This window comes from Novosphingobium sp. Chol11, assembly GCF_945870625.1.
Classification (GTDB): Bacteria; Pseudomonadota; Alphaproteobacteria; order Sphingomonadales; family Sphingomonadaceae; genus Novosphingobium.
Genome location: NZ_CAMBTS010000058.1, coordinates 1 through 17,809 on the forward strand (window position 1 = coordinate 1; position 17,809 = coordinate 17,809).

Here is a 17,809-nt window from a genome sequence, read left to right on the forward strand (position 1 = left end):
GCGCCGAACTGCTGGATCTGCGCGACCGGATTGCCGAGCATTTTCACGGCATGCTCACCCAGCAGGACACGCCGCGCCTGCGCCTCCATGTCACTGTGCAAAACAAGGTGGAGCGTGCCGAAGCCCATGCGCTTCAGGCCGAACTTGCACTTGGTTTCCGGCCCGAAAACTTCTGCTTCGCCGGGCTTGCGTTGCACCGCTATCTCGGCGGCCCATGGGAACCAGCCGGGCGCTGGAGCTTCAGGGGCAATACAAAGAGCCGCCGCTGAGGCTTGACCGCGCCGCACCCGCCGCCTAATGGGCCCTCTGCCTCACAGATTTCGTCGCGGGGCATTGCCCCCTTGGGGCGGAGTAGCTCAGCTGGTTAGAGCAGCGGAATCATAATCCGCGTGTCGGGGGTTCGAGTCCCTCCTCCGCTACCAATTTCCTGTTTGCCGACACCCGCGAACGGTTGAAAAACCCCTGATTTCCGCTAGTTTAAGGGCATTCGCTGGTTGTCGGCGACTGCCTCTGATTGCCCATAATTGCAGTCGATGGGGCCGAATCTGGGGGCCTTGCAAGGCCCCCACAAAACGGAGGCCCCCATCGTGCTGACAGACACCGCAGTTCGTAACGCCAAACCCAAGGCAAAGGCCTATAAAGTCTCGGATTCGCTTGGGCTGTATCTTCTGGTCAATCCGAAGGGCAGCAAGCTGTGGCGGCTGAAATACCGCATGAACGGCGTAGAGCGGAAACTGGCGATAGGGCCATACCCGCAATTCACGCTCTCCGAAGCGCGCGCAGCGCGCGACGCCGCGCGCAGGCAGGTCGCCCATGCCATCGATCCCAACTATGCCAAGCGGCAGGCGCGCATCGAAGCCAGCCTTCGCGCGGAGAACAGCTTTGCCAAAGTCGCGGGAGAGCTGATCGAAAAGCGCCAAACCGAGGGCGTGTCGCCGCGAACGCTTGAGAAGTATCAATGGGTGCTGAAATTGTTCAGCGCCGAGTTCGTGCGCAGGCCCGTGGCGGAAATCAACCCCGCCGAGCTGTTGCATGAATTGAAGCATCAGGAACGACGGGGGAAGTTTGAGACGGCGAAGCGGATGCGCTCATTTGCCAGCCGGGTATTTCGCTATGGCGCGGCCACGGCAAGAGCGGAGCGCGATCCTGCCCAGATGCTCTTGGGTGCGCTGATCCAGCCGAAGGTGAAGCACTTTGCCGCCATCACCCAGCCAACGGAGTTCGGCGCGCTCTTGCGGGCCATAGAGGACTATTCCGGCGACCCGGCGGTTATGCACGCGCTCAAATTGACGCCCCATGTGTTCCAGCGCCCCGGCGAGTTGCGGCATATGGAATGGGCCGAAATCAATTTTGATAAGGCGGTTTGGACGTTGCCGCCTGCCAAAATGAAAATGCGTCAGCCTCATGCAGTTCCGTTGTCGCGGCAGGCGCTGGCAATCCTGCAAACCATGCAGGGGCTGACGGGGAAAGGAAAATACGTGTTCCCGTCAGTCAGGACGTGCACACGGCCCATGTCTGAAAACACGGTCACAGCCGCCTTGCGTCGGATGGGCTATACCAAGGAACAGATGACCGCGCACGGTTTCCGCACGTCCGCATCGTCGCTGCTGAACGAATCCGGCAAATGGAATCCGGACGCCATTGAGCGCGCATTGGCCCATATGGTTTCCGGCGAAATTCGGCGTATCTATAATCAGTCGGCCTATTGGGCGGAACGTGTTGCAATGGCGCAATGGTGGAGTGATTATCTGGACGAATTGCGAGAAGGTGGAAACAGATGACGAGCAACCCCGGAGGAGGATGGAAAGTCTTTGCAGACGGGGATGTTTCAGAGAATGTGCCGCTTTGGAAGGCTTTGGCGCAGTTCACGTCGGATGATCTGGACGAGGGCTTGAAGTCCAATGCCGCGATCATCAATCAGGCAAAACCGATATTCGCGCGATACTACAATGCGGCGTTCATCATAAGCATGGCCTTCGGTTTCCTGTTTGTCATATTTCTGTTCGCCATGTTGCTTTCAGCGCCGTCCAAATCGGCAGACCTTTTTGCTTTTCTGACTTTGGCCACCCTTGCCGCAACGGCGGCACCGCACCTCTGGCGGCAGCTCTATCAATATGGCTTGAAGACCCCGGATGCACCGTTGCCTTTGCCATATTCACCGGACGGGCAATTTGATGAGTTTTTGGGTTATCTCCAGAAGGCGTCCGGTCCTCAAGCCTACTATATATCCCGCTTTGGCAAGCGGCGGATGTTTCTGAACCGCAGGCAGTTTTTCGGCAGGCTGCGTTATTTCCTGTTCTCCGAACACAGCGCCGACCGGGCCTTGGTCATGCGCTTTCGCACAGGCCACTCGCTGCCCGGTGATATTATCCTGCACCGCGACGACGTGGAGAAGATGCTCTCTACGGCCAAACCGAAGCGCAAAGGCGGGCCGGGCAGAAACAGCAAATACCGTTATGCCGAGGCGATTATCGCCCTGATCGGCGACCCAAGATTAGGTGCGCTGGACTTGAACGACCGGGTGGCATCAGTGCGCACGATCAAAGAACGGCTTGCCGAATGGTTTGAGGTCAACGCCGATGCATCTGGCGACGTGCCGCGCGGGGATCAATTGTCACCATATGCAGAGAAAATTGTCGATCACCTGAAAAACTTGCCACCCGTCCAAGGCGGCTGACAGGCACTTTCGTTTTTCGGACCCATCCCGGCATTTTTGAAACGCGCAGCGTATTTCTGTTTCCAGCAATCAAGGGCAGATTTCTGCGGCTTCTCCATTGCTGGACGACGCACCGGCACCCCTGTGCAACTTGGCATGTCTCTCGCCGCGATTCGGCATCCAAGGAGACGCACATGGAACTACTGGCAATCTCGATCAATGACACTGCCAAGGCGCTCGGCGTCGGGCGTTCGTCGGTTTACAGCTTGCTCAAATCCGGCAGGCTTGATGCGATCAAGATCGGCAGGCGAACCCTGCTGACGACCGAATCCATTAAACGCTTGGCACAATCCCGAGCCGACATCTGAACCACAGGCGCACCACATCCCCAGCCTGATAGGCAGTTGGGCCAGCCAGCGCCTGTGATTTCCTCACCATCACAACCACCAAAATCGTGATTTCACGAAAGGATGCACCATGTCCATTGTCCACCGCGCCTTGGATCGGCTCGCCGATTTCATCTGGATTGGCCGCAAGGTCAATCTGCGCTTCACCGCTGAATATCGGACCGCCTGCTACGCCGCGCCGCTCATCAACAAGCTGCTCGCCGAGGGCGAGGACGGTGACACATACCGCACTGCGCTTGTCCCGTGGCACGGGGCCGAGCGGCCACCGCTTGCATCCTATCAGGGTGACACATCCCGGTGCAGGATCGACGGGCCTTGGCAGGAAGCTGGGCGGGACTGGGTTCCGCTTGGCGGCCTGATCTTGTCACCCGGCGTTACTGCCCATCTTGATCCGTTCGAGGCGCAGGCACTGCACGAAAAGATGCAGCAGGCGATTGAGGCCGTCATTCGAACGTGGGTCGAAGATCACGATCTAACCGCACTGCCACCGGTCCCGGAGCATTTCGACAGGTGCAGGGCTGACCGGAAAGCCAAGGCCCTGATCGCGGCTTTGGCTGGCGGCGACCGGCCGGCAGATGCTTCGACAAATCTGCCCGTTGCCACGGTCAAAACTGCATCTGGCGAACCCGTTCCCGCGCTTTGCGCCGTATGCCGGAAGGGGCTGGGTCATGCTTGAACCGAACCGTCAAAAGGCAATGTTGTGGGGCTGCGATGCTACGCATCGAGCCAGCAATTCAGATACACACCTCACGCACGGGTGCATGGCGCTTTTCCGCCAGTTTATGCGAGTGCGCCGAGAGTGCGCGAACATTGCCGCCGCAAAAAGGCACGCGATTGCGCCGTTTTTCGAGAGTGCGCTGCGCACTCTCGGGGAGGCGGTGGCATGAAGCCCGTTCAGCACACCGTCCGCCTGCCCGTTGCGCTCGACAAAGTGCTAAACGCACTGGCCGAACGGCAGGGCATCAGCGTCTATGCGATGCTCCAGCGCAGCGTCAAAGCGGGGATCGCGGCGCAGGCAAACCCGCCCATGCGCGACACCGACAACCGCGAGATCGTCACCGAACTGGCGTCGGTCAGCACCCGCATGGTCGATGTTGAGCGGATGCTGGACCGCGCATTGTTTACCGCTTGCGCTGCCTATTGTTACGCCCGCCATGCGGCGCTGGACGCTCGCACGACCGATGAGGCCGTCACCGCCGAGATCAACGCGGCCTATGACCGCCAGCGGCGGCGCGCGCAGGAGGGCCGGGAATGAACCAGTCCCATGACCGGCGCGCCCATGCTGACGCCTTGCGCCGCCACAACCGCAACAATCAGGCCGCGCGCTTCCGGCGGCAGGCCGGTATCATGCTGGCATCCATCGCTATGGGCGCAGTCGCAACGCCCTATGTGGCGTTGGACCAGCAGGCGATGCAGGCAGCGGGCACATACGCCGCCGCCAAGGTAAAACTGTGGTTCGCCGAAGGCACGGTGGTCGATCCGGCCATAACGATCAGCCAGGACGGACAAACCTATGCCGTTCCGGCCCGCGCAGTTGCCGCGCATCCCTATTATGGCAATGCGGCGCACGCCGTCTTTGCCTATGGGATTTGGGGATGCTCGCTGGGCTTTGGCGGATGGCTGGCGAGCCTGATCCTGTTGCGCGGAGCCATCGCCCGGCGGCGTGAACGCGCGTTGCGTGACCGCGTTATCGCCGGAACGCTGGTGACGAGCGAGGCAGGACTGGCGAAGTTGACCAGCACCGAGGCGCAGCCCAATGCCTTGCGTGTTGGCACCGTTCCTATTCCCGGCAGGCTGGAAACCCGGCACATGGCGATGATCGGCACGACCGGCAGCGGCAAGACCACCGCCTTGCGCCAGATGCTCGACGGGATCGAAGCGCGGGGCGAAGCCGCCTTGGTCTATGACACCAGCGGCGAGTTCGTCGCGCATTACTACCGGCCCGAACGCGGCGACGTGATCTTGAACCCGTTCGATGCCCGCTGCGCTTATTGGTCGCCCTTCGCCGAAATAGCTCACCCCGCCGACGCCGACCGCATTGCCCGCCAGCTCATTACCGAGACGGGGCAACATGACAGCGACGTGTGGCTCGACACCAGCCGCATCCTTGTCGCCAACATGATCCGGGCGCTTTGGCGCGAAGGCAACGCGACCTTGCCCGCTTTGCTGCACGCCTTGCAGGACCGGACCAAGGATGACCTGAAAACGTGGCTGGCAGGTAGTTCATCGGCGCGGACCTTTGCCGATGATGCCGACCGGGCGACCGGCAGCGTGCTGTTCATGCTCGCCAAGGCCGCTGACCTGATCCAGTTTTTGCGGGTTGACGGCAGCGGCGGCACGCCCTTCGCATTTCGGGATTTCATCCATGGGCTGGACAAGCTCAAGGGCGCGAAACCGTGGATATTCGTGCCCCGGAAAGAGGACTATTTCGAGGCGTCGAAGCCCTTGCTCGCTTGCTGGCTGGAATGCGCGGCCAGCGCCGTGCTTGGCCTTCCCCCGTCGCCAGATCGGCGTATCTGGTTCGTGCTGGACGAACTGGCCGACTTACCCCGCGTCGATAATCTGGCGCGGCTCCTGCCCGAAGGGCGCAAGTTCGGTGCCGCCGTGGTGCTGACCTTTCAGGCGCTGGGCCAGATGCAGCATCGCTACGGCCCGAAAATCGCCGAAGCTATGCTGGGCTGCTGCAACACCAAGCTGTTCCTGCAAACCATCGATAGCGAAACCCGTGTCTGGGCCAGCCAGACCATCGGCGAATGCGAGGTCGAGATTCAGACCATGACCGACGCGCTGGCAGACGGCGACGAGAAGCCCCGAACCACGCTGGGCAAAATCCGCAAGATGCGCCCGGCCATTCTGGAAAGCGAACTGCGCTTGCCCAAATTCGAAGGCTACTTGCTGTTCCCGGACGGCTTGCCGGTGGCGCGGATAAGGCTGACCGCCAATCACGTCGCGCGGCGCGGGGGTGCCCGCCAGCCCGGCTATGTCCCCGGCGATGTTAAGGCCACCCACTGGAAGCAGCCAGAGGCGACCGCGCCAAAGGCTGTGCCGCAGCCAAAGCCAGCGCCCTCCAGCAAGGGACCAGTCTGATGGTTGCTTCGGTTTCCGCGCTGACCAGTTCGGTTCAGGCCGCCAGCTATTATGAGTCCGCTGGCGAATATTATGCCGATGGCGGCCAGTCTCCATCCGAATGGCAGGGCAAGGGCGCGGAGGCGCTGGGCCTGTCCGGCGATGTTGATCGCGACCAGTTCCGCGAGCTGCTGAATGGCAAAGTTGCCGACCAGCAGTTAGGAACCACGCGCGACGGCAAGCTGGAACACCGCCCCGGCTGGGACGTGACCTTGAGCGCGCCAAAGTCCGTATCGATCATGGCCGAGGTGGCGGGCGACCGGCGCTTGATCGCAGCGCATGGGGCAGCCGTGAAAACGGCCCTTGCCCATGTCGAGGAGCATATGGCCGCAACCCGCTTGCGGGACGGCGGCGCGGTCAACCGCACAGCCACCGGCAATCTTGTCGTCGCCAGTTTTCAGCACGGGACCAGCCGGGCGCACGACCCGCAGCTTCACACCCACAATGTCATCCTGAACGCGACCAAGGGCGAGGACGGCACATGGTGCAGCCTTGAACCGCGCGCGATCTACCAATTGCAAAAGCAGATTGGTGCGATCTACCGTCAGGAACTGGCGTTGAAGGTGCGCGAGCTGGGCTATGAGATCGAGGTGGGCAAAGGCTCCATGTTCGAGATCAAGGGCGTTTCGCCCGAGGTGTTGTCGGCATTCAGCACCCGCAGCGCCGAGATCGAGGCTGCACTTGGCGAGCGCGGCACATCACGCGACGATGCCAGTGCCGCCGAAAAGCAGGTTGCTGCGCTCGATACCCGGCAGGCCAAGGTTGCCGCCGATCCTGCGGCGCTTGTGGCGGAGTGGCGCGATACCGCCACCGCAGCCGGGTTCGGGCCAGAGGCGAGGCTGGCAATGGTCCGGGAGGCTGAGGGCGTAGCGGCCAGCAACGACCACCGCGCCACCATCGAATTGCAGGGCGATAGCGCGGCAAGCCGCGCCGTCGTCCATGCCGCCGACAAGCTGGGCGAGCGGCAATCGGTATTTTCCGCTGCGGCGCTACACGAGGAAGCCGGGCGCGTCGGGCTGGGCAAGGTCAGCTATGCGCAAATCGGGAAGGCCATCGCGGCGGCTACCAAGCAGGGCGAATTGATCGACCGCACCCATATCGACCGGCGCGGCGCTGAGTTTGCCGGGTTCACCACCCGTCAGAATGTTGAAGCCGAAGCCAAGATGCTGCGGATCGAGGCGGAGGGACGTGGCACCTTGTCCCCTATCACCACACCGCTTGCCGCCGCCAAGGCCGTCGCCTGCGCATCGGCGCAGGGAGCGCGCGCGGGCTTTGGGTGGAATGCCGACCAGCGCGCCGCCACCGAGCAGCAATTGACCAGCCGCAACCGCATCACCGCGTTGCAAGGCTATGCTGGCACCGCCAAGACCACCACCGTTCTGGCGACCTTTGCCCGCGAGGCGGAGGCGCGTGGCGTGCGCGTAGTTGCGCTTGCGCCCACGGCATCGGCGGCGATGGTGCTGGGCGAAGCCTTGGGCGCGCGCAGCGATACCGTTGCCCGGCACTTGCTATCGCCGGAGCGGCCAAGTCAGGGCCAGCCCGCCGCGTGGATCGTGGACGAGGCATCGCTGTTATCGGCGCGCGATACGGCTAGACTGTTCGACCTGGCCGAGAAGCAGAACGCCCGCGTCATCCTCGTGGGCGACGTGAAGCAACTTGGATCGGTCGAGGCTGGCGCGGCCTTCGCGCAGTTACAGGGCGCGGGCATGGAAACCGCCAAGCTGGGCGAGATCGTGCGGCAGACCAACACGGCAACCAAGGACGCTGTGTTGGCATCCATCGAAGGCGATGCCCGAAAGGCGCTCGCCGCACTCGATCGTGGCGGCGGCAGAATTGTCGAGAATGCCGACCGCGCTGAGCGGTTCGCGGCTATCGCCGAGCAGTATGCCAAGCTGGACAAAGCCAGCCGCGCCCGCACCCTTGTTATTGAGCCGTCACGCGAAGGACGTGACGCGCTGACCGCTGACATTCGGGCTGCGCTTGCCAAATCCGGCGCACTGACCGGTCCCGCCGTCACCATGCAGAGCCTTGCCAACAAGGGGCTGACCCGCGCCGAAGCGCGCGATCCGATGAGTTACGACAGGGGCGATGTTGTCCGCTTCACCCGCGATTATGCCGACAAGGGCGTTGTGCGCGGGGAAGCCTACCGCGTGGAAAGCGTAGACCCTGCCAAAGCAGCCGTTGCGCTCAAATCGGAGGACGGGCGCGAAGTGGATTGGCGGCTCAGGCAATGGGGCGCTGGCAACAGCCAGACGTTCGCGCCGCAAACACTCGAACTCAAAACCGGCGACAACATCCGGTTCACCCGCAACGACCGTGAGGCGGGGCGGATCAACGGCGCGCGCGGCGAAGTGACCGCGATTGATGCGCAGGCCCGCACGGCGGAGGTTCGTAACCCGCGCGGCCAGACCCAGACATTGAACCTTGATGCAACCCGCGACCAGCACATTGCCCATGCCTATGTCGAAACAGCCTTTGCCGCCCAAGGCCGCACCGCAGATCATGTGATGATCCATGCCGACAGCAAAGCTACCAACCTTGTCGATCAGAAGTCATTCTATGTTGGGATTTCCCGCGCGAAGGAATCGGTGACCGTATTCACCAATGACCGGGCGAAGCTGGTATCCGCTATCAGCGAACGGGCCGGGCAGGTGCAAACCGCCATCGCGCACGCTGCCATGCCGACACCAGCCGCAGGGAAAGCCATATCGGCAGGGTTGGGATAAATCGTATGGCGTAACTTGACGCCACACGAACTTTCGGGGTAGTATTCACCATGAAGATCAGAAACGTGATCCACAAGGGATTGCGGCGATTCATTGAAATTGACGATGAAAGCGGCCTTCAACCAGCCGTTGTCGCCAAGGTCCGGCGCATAGTATCGTTTCTCCAAGATATGGAGCGCGAAGACGAATTGCGCACCGTGCCGAGCTGGAAGGCCCATTTGCTGACCGGCGACCGCAAGGGGACGTGGAGTCTGTTCGTCACGAAAAACTGGCGGATGACGTTTCGGATCGACCGCGACGAGATCGAAATCATCGACCTCGACTATGAGGATTACCACTAGGAGGTGGCCATGAGTGCGATTGCAGGCATCCGCTTGAGGAACCCGGCCCATCCCGGCAGCTTCATCAAGTATGACATCATCGAGCCGCTTGGCTTGTCGGTCACGGCAGCGGCGGACGTGCTGGGCGTAACGCGCGCCACGCTCTCGACCTTGCTCAATGAGCGCCAGAGCCTGTCCCCCGAAATGGCCTTGCGTGTCGAAAAGGCATTCGGCGTGGCGATGGACACGCTCATGCGGATGCAGAACAGCTACGACATCGCGCAGGCCCGCAAGCGCGAAAATGAAATCAAGGTCATGCCGTTCAAGGGCAAACCAATTGAACCGCAGGCAGCGGCCTGATCGAATATGAACCTTATCAAATCAAAAAAGCGCGTTGCCGATCATGGGGAAGTGTTCACGCCGCCTTGGTTGGTCGAGCAGATGCTTGACCTTGTAAAAGGGGAAGCGGAGCGGATTGATGCGCGCTTTCTTGAACCGGCTTGCGGCAGCGGCAATTTCCTTGTGCCGATCCTGCAACGCAAATTGGCCGCAGTGGAATTGAAATTCGGCAAATCTGACTTCGAGAAACGGCATTATGCGCTCTATGGCTTGATGTGCGCCTACGGGGTGGAACTGCTGGAGGATAATATCGCGGAGTGCCGGGCCAACATGCTGGACATTTTCGCGGATTATCTCGGGCTTGATGAAGGCGATGACCTTTATCGCGCGGCTAGCCACGTGCTTTCGCTCAACCTTGTGCACGGGGACGCGATGACGATGCGCGGCGTTGACGGCAATCCGATCACCGTTGTGGAGTGGGGCTATCTGGGCAAGGGCAAGTTCCAGCGTCGCGATTTCCGGCTTGATGTGCTGACCGGCATGGCCAGTTTTAGCGCGGAAGGTTCGCTGTTCGCAGGGCTTGGCAAGCATGAGATTTTCACCCCGGCGAAAAGCTATCCACCGATGAGCGTATCCGATCTGGCGGCGGCATTTGATGACTTGGGGGCAGCAGCATGATCGAACAGGCCAGCTTTGCCCTGCGCGGGCGCAATCCTGATGTGCTGACCTGCATTGCCAATCTGTCGAACGACGAGGTTTTCACCCCGCCCGAATTTGCCAACCGGATGTTGGACAGGCTCGCCGAGGCATGGGCGACGAGCAACGGCGGCGCGAATATCTGGGCGGATAGCACGGTCAGCTTCCTTGACCCGTTCACTAAGTCCGGCGTGTTTCTGCGCGAGATAACCACGCGACTGATCGCGGGGCTTGAGACTGAGATTTCCGACCTGCAAATGCGTGTTGACCACATCCTAACCCGGCAAGTTTTCGGGATTGGGATCACTACCTTGACCAGCCTACTCGCCCGGCGGAGCCTTTACTGCTCGAAACACGCCGACGGCGAACATTCCGTGGCACATAGCTTCGCCACCGACAGCGGGAATATCTGGTTCGAGCGGATCGACCACACATGGAAGGATGGCCGATGCAAATATTGCGGAGCCGCCCAACAGGCATTTGATCGCGGCGAAGGGCTGGAAACCCATGCCTATGCGTTCATCCACACCAACGACATCAAGGCTCGCATGAGCGAGCTATTCGGAGCCGACATGCAATTTGACGTTATCATCGGCAATCCGCCGTATCAGCTTGCGGATGACGGCTTCGGAACGAGCGCCGCCCCCAATTTACCAGCATTTCGTTACGCAGGCGAAAGCATTGGAGCCGCGCTTCCTGTCGATGGTCATTCCCGCCCGATGGTTCGCGGGCGGAAAAGGTCTGGACGATTTTCGCGAGTCGATGCTGACTGATGATCGCTTGAGGTCGATTGACGATTATCTCAGTGCATCGGACGTGTTTCCGGGCGTCGGCCTGAAAGGCGGAATCTGCGTATTCTTATGGGACCGCGACAATCGCGGGCTATGCTCTGTGACCACCCACTTCAATGGTGAAGAGCCTTCCACAGCTAGTCGCGAGCTACTTGAAGGCGGTGTGGACGTGTTCATCCGTTTCAATCAGGGACTGTCGATTCTCAAGAAGGTGGTAGCGGTCGAAACCGGCCAAACACAATCCCTCATGTTGCCCGACAATCAGCGCTTTGATCGGCTGGTCAGTTCGAGAAAGCCGTTCGGGCTGGAGACTACCTTCAAGGGCAAGCCAACTAAGGCCGCCGCTGACGACTTGCTGATTTATCAAAACGGCGGAACCGGATATGTCGGTCGTGATTCCTTCACGGCTGGCAGGCAATATGTCGACAAGTGGAAGATATTTACGGGCCGTGCTGCGCCGGGAACCGGGAACCGGGACACCTACCCGCACCGCATCATTAGCACCCCGTTTCTTGGCGAACCGGACTCCATTTCATCGGAAACCTACCTCTGCATTGGCCCCTTCGACACCAAAGCCGAAGCCGAAAGCGCCTTTTCATACCTGTCATGCCGTCTAACGCGGCTCCTGATCTTGCTTCACAAACCTTCGCAGGACACAACGCGCAAGGTCTATACCTTTGTGCCCACGCAACAGTGGACGAAGCGCTGGACCGATGCCGAACTCTACGAGAAGTATGCCCTCACCGACGACGAGATAGCTTTTATCGAAAAGGTCGTTCGCCCACTGGAAGCTGACGGTGAATAAGCCCAGCATCGAGGAAATCCTCGCACCCAAGCCCGAAGCGAACCCGCGCATCTACGCCTATTCGATTGACTCCAAGACCCATGAGGGATTGCTCAAAGTCGGCCAGACGACGCGCGACGTGAAGCAGCGGATTGCCGAGCAGGTAAAAACCGCAGCCATCCCCGTCCGCATCGAACTGGACGAATCCGGCGCGCGGGACGACGGCGGCACGATCACTGATCATGCCGTTCGCGCGGCACTCGTTAAAAAGGGTTTTGCCAACCCGATGCTGGAATGGGTGCAATGCACGGTGGCGGACGTGCGCACCGTGCTGACCGAACTGCGCACCGGCCAGCAGATTTCCGGCACGCGCGACCAGTCGTTCCCGCCCCGCCCGGAACAGGCGGATGCCGTGGACAAGACCGCCGCCTATTTCCGGTCCATCTGGAATGAGGATGCCAGTGCCGTCCCGCGCTTCCTGTGGAATGCCAAGATGCGGTTCGGCAAAACCTTCACCAGCTACCAGCTTGCCAAGAAACTGGCGGCCAAGCGCGTGCTTGTCGTTACGTTCAAGCCCGCTGTGGAAGATGCCTGGCAAACCGACCTTGAAAGCCACGTCGATTTCGATGGCTGGCAATATCTCTCCCGCAAATCGGAACGTGACCCCAGCCAGATCGAAGCCGACAAGCCGGTGGTCTTTTTCGGATCGTTTCAGGATTTGCTCGGGCGTGACAAGGCCACGGGCGCGATCAAGGCCCGCAACGAATGGCTGCACACCATCAACTGGGATCTTGTGGTTTTCGACGAATACCATTTCGGCGCTTGGCGCGACACAGCCAAGGAACTGTTCGAGGGCGAGGACGACGCAACCCGCGAAACCAAGTTGGAATATGACGCCGGGCTGGACGGGGTAAATTCCGACCTTGGCGATATTTCTGCCAACGAAGCCATTTTCCTGCCGATCACCACGCGGGCCTACCTCTATCTGTCGGGCACCCCATTTAAAGCCTTGGCGACCGGCGAATTTATCGAAGAGCAAATCTTCAATTGGACCTACACCGACGAGCAGCGCGCCAAGGCCGAATTTGCCGCCGCCGACCCCGGCCAGCGCAATCCCTATGGCGCGTTGCCGCAAATGCGCCTGCTGACATATCAGATGCCCGACGAGCTGCTGGCTATCGCCAGCGCCGGGGAGTTTGACGAATTTGACCTGAACGAATTTTTCGCGGCCAACGGCACCGGCATTCTGGCCACATTCAAGCACAAGACTGATGTGCAGAAATGGCTTGAGATTATCCGGGGTTCCTATGCCCCGCAGGCAGTGGATAGCCTGAAATCAGGAAGCCGCCCGCCGTTCCCTTATTCGGACGCTCGCCTGCTGCCCTATCTCCAGCATTCATTCTGGTTCCTGCCCAATGTCGCGGCCTGCCACGCCATGGCGAACCTGCTGGCCGAAAAGCACAACACATTCTGGCATGGCTATACGACCATTCTGGCAGCGGGCGCAGCGGCAGGCATCGGGCTTGAAGCCGTGCCGCCAGTGCGGCGCGCCATCGGCAACGGATTTGAGACGAAGACCATCACGCTGTCTTGCGGCAAGCTGACCACGGGCGTGACCATTCCGCAGTGGTCGTCCATCCTGATGCTGCGGAACCTGAAATCGCCGGAAACCTATTTTCAGGCCGCTTTCCGGGTGCAATCGCCATGGTCGATCAAGAATCCCAACGGCGACAACCCGAACGAAGAAGAAATTCTGAAGCCGGTTTGTTTCGTGTTCGACTTTGCGCCGACGCGGGCACTGCGGCAGTTGTCCGACTACGGCATCGGGCTTTCGCCCGGTGAGGCGAACCCTGAAAATGCCGTGCGGGAGCTTGTCTCGTTCCTGCCTGTGCTGGCCTACGACGGCGCGAACATGACGCAGATCGACGCGGGTGGCATTCTCGACATCGCGATGGCTGGCACGTCTGGCACGTTGCTGGCTCGCAAATGGGAATCCGCGCTGCTGGTCAACGTGGACAACGACACCTTGCGCCGCGTGCTCGACAACCCCGAAGCCATGGCGGCGGTGGAGCGCATCGAAGGATGGCGCGCGCTTGGCGACAACATCATCGAAACCATCATCAACAAGAACGAGAAGGTCAAAGCCCTAAAGGCGAAGGCGAAAGACGGAAAGCTCACCGAGAAAGAGAAAAAGGAGCTTACTGAGGAGGAGAAGGAATACAAGTCCAAGCGGAAGCAGGTTCAGGAAAAGCTGATCAAGTTTGCAACTCGCATTCCGGCGTTCATGTATCTGACCGACTTCAGGGAAAATACTCTACAGGACGTAATCACCAAGCTGGAACCCGACCTGTTCCTGACTGTAACCGGTTTGACTGTGGCTGATTTTCACCTGCTCGTGCGCTTGAAGCTGTTCAACACCGAGCGGATGAACCAAGCCGTTTTCGCCTTCCGCCGCTACGAAGACGCCTCGCTGCGCTATACCGGCATCGAAAGCCACAAGGGGCTTACCCTTTACGGCCTTTACGATACGGTCGTAGCGAAAGAAGGCTGAGGGAGGTTGCTATGGAGTTCAGGATAGGCACGGCTGCGATAGTATTTTTGGGATCATATTTCCCTTTGAGCCTTATCCTATTCGCGCAAAATTTTCAGTATCCCATGCTCGGTCGGCAACTATGCTGGCCATTGCTACAGGGAGAGTGCGAAATCCCTCTGGGCGCGCCAATATTTTCCATTAGTATGGTTGCCTTGACGCTTTTCTGCCTAATTGTTACGATTTTTTCATTAACAATCATACGTCCAGCGCAAGACATTGAAGTGGTTTCCGCTAAATATATACCGACTGATTTTATGAAATACACCCTTCCTTACATTGTTTCCTTTATGAGCATAGAATACTCAGATACCGGGAAATTTGTAGGGTTTGTGGTGTTTTTGCTTTGGATTTTTTGGATCAGTCATCGTTCCGGGCAAATTATCCTCAATCCCGTTCTCATCGCGCTGTCGTGGAGGATGTATGAGGTTGAATACAAATTCCCCGGAAGCGATGCCAAGCATTCCGGTAAAGCTCTTGCACATGGACATTTGACCACTGGTCCATTTAAGCAGTCTTTGGTGCAAGCCATTCAGATCATTAAGCCGTGAGGAACTAAATGCCCATACCCGCCGACTTTGCAGCATTCGATATTGCAGGCGCGGCGATGACCGTGTGGGCGTTCAAAAAGTCCGGTGGGGCGGGAGGAGCCACACCAACCTTTTCGGGGCACTGGGTTGCCACGGACCCCGCTTTGGAAGCGGCTGTCAAAGTGGCGGTGCAGCAACGACGCGCCGCAATCGAAGAGGTCAATCCCTACGGCCTGTTGGCTCAAAACAACGAGGCGAGCGCGCTATCAATTGGTGCGAATGAGACCTACGCTGATAGGATATTTGCCGCCACAGCCGATCCCTTGCCGCAGCGGCGAGCAACTACTCTTCGTCATATTCAAAACACAGACTTCTATGTAATTAAATTGGTTAGTGCTGGGGTCACGCTCTATGCTGTTCGAAAAGCGGATTCATCATGGCACACCAAAAAGAGAGCGAAAGCAATTGATGCTCTCTTTCGTGATGAAACGTTGACGCTTGAGCCTGCACCTGCATTTTCATTATCGACATATGTTGATTTTTTCATCTTCGATGGCGCGATCTACATGCTGGACAAAGGGCATTTTGAATCCGTTCTCAGCTATCGACAGGCGCATGCAAATCAGTTCATCGCGCTACAGGCCGAGCCAGCTTTCAACGCCATTTTTACCGATATGGCACCGCTTATAGCCCACATAGGCACGAACAAAATCCAGCTTCGTAGAGCGTGCGCAATCGAACTGAAAGGCCACTACCGCGATAATGATTTTATGCTGCGGCTGCGGCAACGCTTCCTGCAACTCCGTTTGAATATCATTTTCGATGCAAACGGAAAAATTGTGCCCACGCCAGAGACATGCGCCGATATTATGACCGCACTCTTGGACCACAGGCTGTCCTCCGCGTTCTCAGAGGCCATATACGACGTGCCCGACGCTGTAGCTGTGCAGTAGGGTAGGCCGCCCTTCCTATAACGAGCGCCGCTAGCGGCGCGACATTTCCCTACTTGACGGGAGAAAGAGGCGCTGCCTCTCTCTCCCAGCAAGGTGCCGCTTTGGGGCCGTGGCTCGCTGCGCTGCGCCCGCACCACCCCCGGCACCGGACCTTGCCCCCACTCTCTCCGCCCCTCGCCGGGTCGGCAGGGGTCATGCGCGGCATGACCCGCTGCGCGGATTGGAAGGGAGCAAACACCATGACGAAACAGACCACCAAGCAAGACCCCCATAACCGCATCACCGACCGCATTCTTGCCGAGCTTGAACAGGGCACCCGCCCTTGGGCAAAGCCGTGGAGCGGCGGCGACATGGCCGCATCGGGGCAAGTCCGACCATTGCGCGCCACCGGCCAGCCCTATCGCGGGATCAATGTTCTTTTATTGTGGATTGAGGCGCAGGCGTCCGGCTTTGACAGCCCGTCATGGATGACCTACCGGCAGGCCCAAGCAATGGGCGCGCAGGTGCGCAAGGGCGAGAGCGGTGCAACCATTGTCTATTATGGCGACAGCAGCAAAACCGTGCATGACGACGCCAGCGGCGAGGATAGGGAGCAGGGTTTCCGGTTCCTGAAAACCTACAGCGTATTCAACGTGGCGCAGATCGACGACTTGCCCGAGCGTTACCACGACATCCCGGAACCCGCGCCGGAGGCGGAGCGCATCGCAGCCGCCGAAGCGTTCTTTGCCGCCATCCCCGCGACCGTGAACCATGGGGGAGACAAGGCCTACTATATGCCGTCAGCCGACCGCATCCAGCTTCCGCCCTTCGCGGCTTTCCACGATGCACACGGGTATTACGCCACGAGGGGCCATGAAACCGTGCATTGGACTCGCCACGAGAGCCGCCTTGGCCGCAGCCTTGGCCGCGAGAAATGGGGCGATGAAGGATACGCCCGCGAGGAATTGGTTGCCGAATTGGGGGCAGCTTTCCTTGCCGCCGACCTTGGATTAGCGATTGAGCCGCGCCCCGATCATGCCAGCTACATCGCCAGTTGGATCAAGGTGCTGCAAAACGACTCCCGCGCCATCGTTCATGCCGCAGCCCATGCCGAACGCGCTGTTGCCTTCCTGCATCAACTGGCGACTCCCGAAGCAATTAAAGAGGCGGCATAGCCCGCCAATGATTGAGGCCGCCCCGGAAGGGGCGGCCACTTCAATTGTCCCGCCCACCGCCCTGATACGCGGGCTGCTCCCTCCGGTCGCCCCGCAAGTCCGACCCCCACCATTTGACCCCTGTGCCGGATCATGGCAGACGTGAAATTGGACGTCAAAACACATCGGCGAACGTCAAAAGGCGTCGGTTCGAGTCATTTTTCAGGCCAGTTTTTTCAGGGCTTTTTTGGGGGCCTCGGTGGACGGCAGGGCCGAAATTCAAAAATAAAATCAATTATTTCAGTATTATAATTCGAGTCCCTCCTCCCTACCATTTTCCACAATGATCGTAGTTGGTTAGCCCTCGCTTGAGGGGCTAAATCCATTTGCACGGTTTATCGCACGGTGTTGGCCTGCGCGGACGCGGTGTGGGAAGGTGTTTTTGCCGGTTGCGAATGGTCGTTTTGCACGACTGTTTGCCGTTGGCTGAAAATCAGGGTTTTGGCCGTGGCTACAGCGTGGAGACGTTGGGCTGAGCTATCTTTGAAGCTTGCGAGTGGCGTGGACGCTGTGTGGGCTGGATTTGCCGATTGGGCTAGATTAAGGTAGTCAGTGACGTGACCCCCAACCGTCATCCAGTTGCGACTAGAGCCTCGGGATCGTTGTTGCGCGAGAGCGCGGGTGAAGCAAGGGGCTGCGTAGCGTAGCCTCCGGCTATGCGGAGCGAAGCAGCCTCTTGCTTTTTGAAGTCAGCGGCG

16 protein-coding genes and 1 tRNA gene are annotated in these 17,809 nt (G+C 59.5%); all 17 read left to right on the forward strand.

Annotated elements, in window-relative coordinates:
- On the forward strand, window positions 1–269 hold a 269-nt coding region (locus tag Q0O40_RS10195), incomplete at its 5' end, for a 2'-5' RNA ligase family protein (RefSeq protein WP_367183741.1).
- A 76-nt stretch (window positions 270–345) separates the two neighbouring features.
- Window positions 346–422: transfer RNA gene (locus Q0O40_RS10200), tRNA-Met, on the forward strand.
- Between the two features lie 111 nt (window positions 423–533).
- Window positions 534–1,781 (forward strand): site-specific integrase, encoded by a 1,248-nt coding sequence (locus Q0O40_RS10205; RefSeq protein WP_295529290.1) that lies wholly within the window; start codon window positions 534–536, stop codon window positions 1,779–1,781.
- Window positions 1,778–2,677, forward strand: coding sequence for a hypothetical protein (locus Q0O40_RS10210; RefSeq protein ID WP_295529291.1), 900 nt, complete (start codon window positions 1,778–1,780; stop codon window positions 2,675–2,677). Before Q0O40_RS10205 ends, Q0O40_RS10210 begins: the two co-directional genes overlap by 4 nt.
- Before the next feature lie 173 nt (window positions 2,678–2,850).
- Window positions 2,851–3,024, forward strand: a complete 174-nt coding sequence (locus tag Q0O40_RS10215) for a helix-turn-helix domain-containing protein (protein ID WP_295529293.1) — start codon at window positions 2,851–2,853, stop codon at window positions 3,022–3,024.
- Window positions 3,025–3,133: 109 nt separating this feature from the next.
- Window positions 3,134–3,739, forward strand: a complete 606-nt coding sequence (locus tag Q0O40_RS10220) for a hypothetical protein (RefSeq protein ID WP_295529295.1) — start codon at window positions 3,134–3,136, stop codon at window positions 3,737–3,739.
- Window positions 3,740–3,946: 207 nt separating this feature from the next.
- On the forward strand, window positions 3,947–4,318 hold the full coding sequence (locus tag Q0O40_RS10225) for a hypothetical protein (RefSeq protein ID WP_295529297.1): 372 nt from the start codon (window positions 3,947–3,949) through the stop codon (window positions 4,316–4,318).
- Window positions 4,315–6,150 carry a type IV secretion system DNA-binding domain-containing protein gene (locus Q0O40_RS10230; protein ID WP_295529299.1) on the forward strand — a complete coding sequence of 612 codons (1,836 nt, stop codon included), beginning with the start codon at window positions 4,315–4,317 and terminating at the stop codon, window positions 6,148–6,150. The genes Q0O40_RS10225 and Q0O40_RS10230 overlap by 4 nt, the downstream gene beginning before the upstream one ends.
- A complete protein-coding gene (mobF, locus tag Q0O40_RS10235; protein WP_295529301.1) occupies window positions 6,150–8,915 on the forward strand; it encodes a MobF family relaxase in 2,766 nt (921 codons plus the stop codon). The genes Q0O40_RS10230 and mobF overlap by 1 nt, the downstream gene beginning before the upstream one ends.
- Window positions 8,916–8,965: 50 nt before the next feature.
- The gene (locus Q0O40_RS10240) at window positions 8,966–9,256 is read left to right on the forward strand and encodes a type II toxin-antitoxin system RelE/ParE family toxin (RefSeq protein ID WP_295529303.1); all 291 of its coding nucleotides are present in this window, start codon (window positions 8,966–8,968) and stop codon (window positions 9,254–9,256) included.
- A 9-nt stretch (window positions 9,257–9,265) separates the two neighbouring features.
- The gene (locus Q0O40_RS10245; protein ID WP_295529305.1) at window positions 9,266–9,595 is read left to right on the forward strand and encodes a HigA family addiction module antitoxin; all 330 of its coding nucleotides are present in this window, start codon (window positions 9,266–9,268) and stop codon (window positions 9,593–9,595) included.
- Window positions 9,596–9,601: 6 nt separating this feature from the next.
- Window positions 9,602–10,252 carry an N-6 DNA methylase gene (locus tag Q0O40_RS10250; RefSeq protein ID WP_295529307.1) on the forward strand — a complete coding sequence of 217 codons (651 nt, stop codon included), beginning with the start codon at window positions 9,602–9,604 and terminating at the stop codon, window positions 10,250–10,252.
- Window positions 10,253–10,888: 636 nt separating this feature from the next.
- Window positions 10,889–11,866 (forward strand): Eco57I restriction-modification methylase domain-containing protein, encoded by a 978-nt coding sequence (locus Q0O40_RS10260; protein WP_367183742.1) that lies wholly within the window; start codon window positions 10,889–10,891, stop codon window positions 11,864–11,866.
- Entirely contained in the window at window positions 11,859–14,396 is a 2,538-nt protein-coding gene (locus Q0O40_RS10265; RefSeq protein WP_295529313.1) for a DEAD/DEAH box helicase family protein, read from the forward strand. Before Q0O40_RS10260 ends, Q0O40_RS10265 begins: the two co-directional genes overlap by 8 nt.
- An 11-nt stretch (window positions 14,397–14,407) precedes the next feature.
- The gene (locus Q0O40_RS10270; RefSeq protein ID WP_295529314.1) at window positions 14,408–14,986 is read left to right on the forward strand and encodes a hypothetical protein; all 579 of its coding nucleotides are present in this window, start codon (window positions 14,408–14,410) and stop codon (window positions 14,984–14,986) included.
- 8 nt (window positions 14,987–14,994) lie between these two features.
- The gene (locus Q0O40_RS10275; RefSeq protein ID WP_295529316.1) at window positions 14,995–15,918 is read left to right on the forward strand and encodes a Kiwa anti-phage protein KwaB-like domain-containing protein; all 924 of its coding nucleotides are present in this window, start codon (window positions 14,995–14,997) and stop codon (window positions 15,916–15,918) included.
- Between the two features lie 239 nt (window positions 15,919–16,157).
- A complete protein-coding gene (locus tag Q0O40_RS10280) occupies window positions 16,158–17,072 on the forward strand; it encodes a zincin-like metallopeptidase domain-containing protein (RefSeq protein WP_295529318.1) in 915 nt (304 codons plus the stop codon).
- Window positions 17,073–17,809 lie beyond the last annotated feature (737 nt).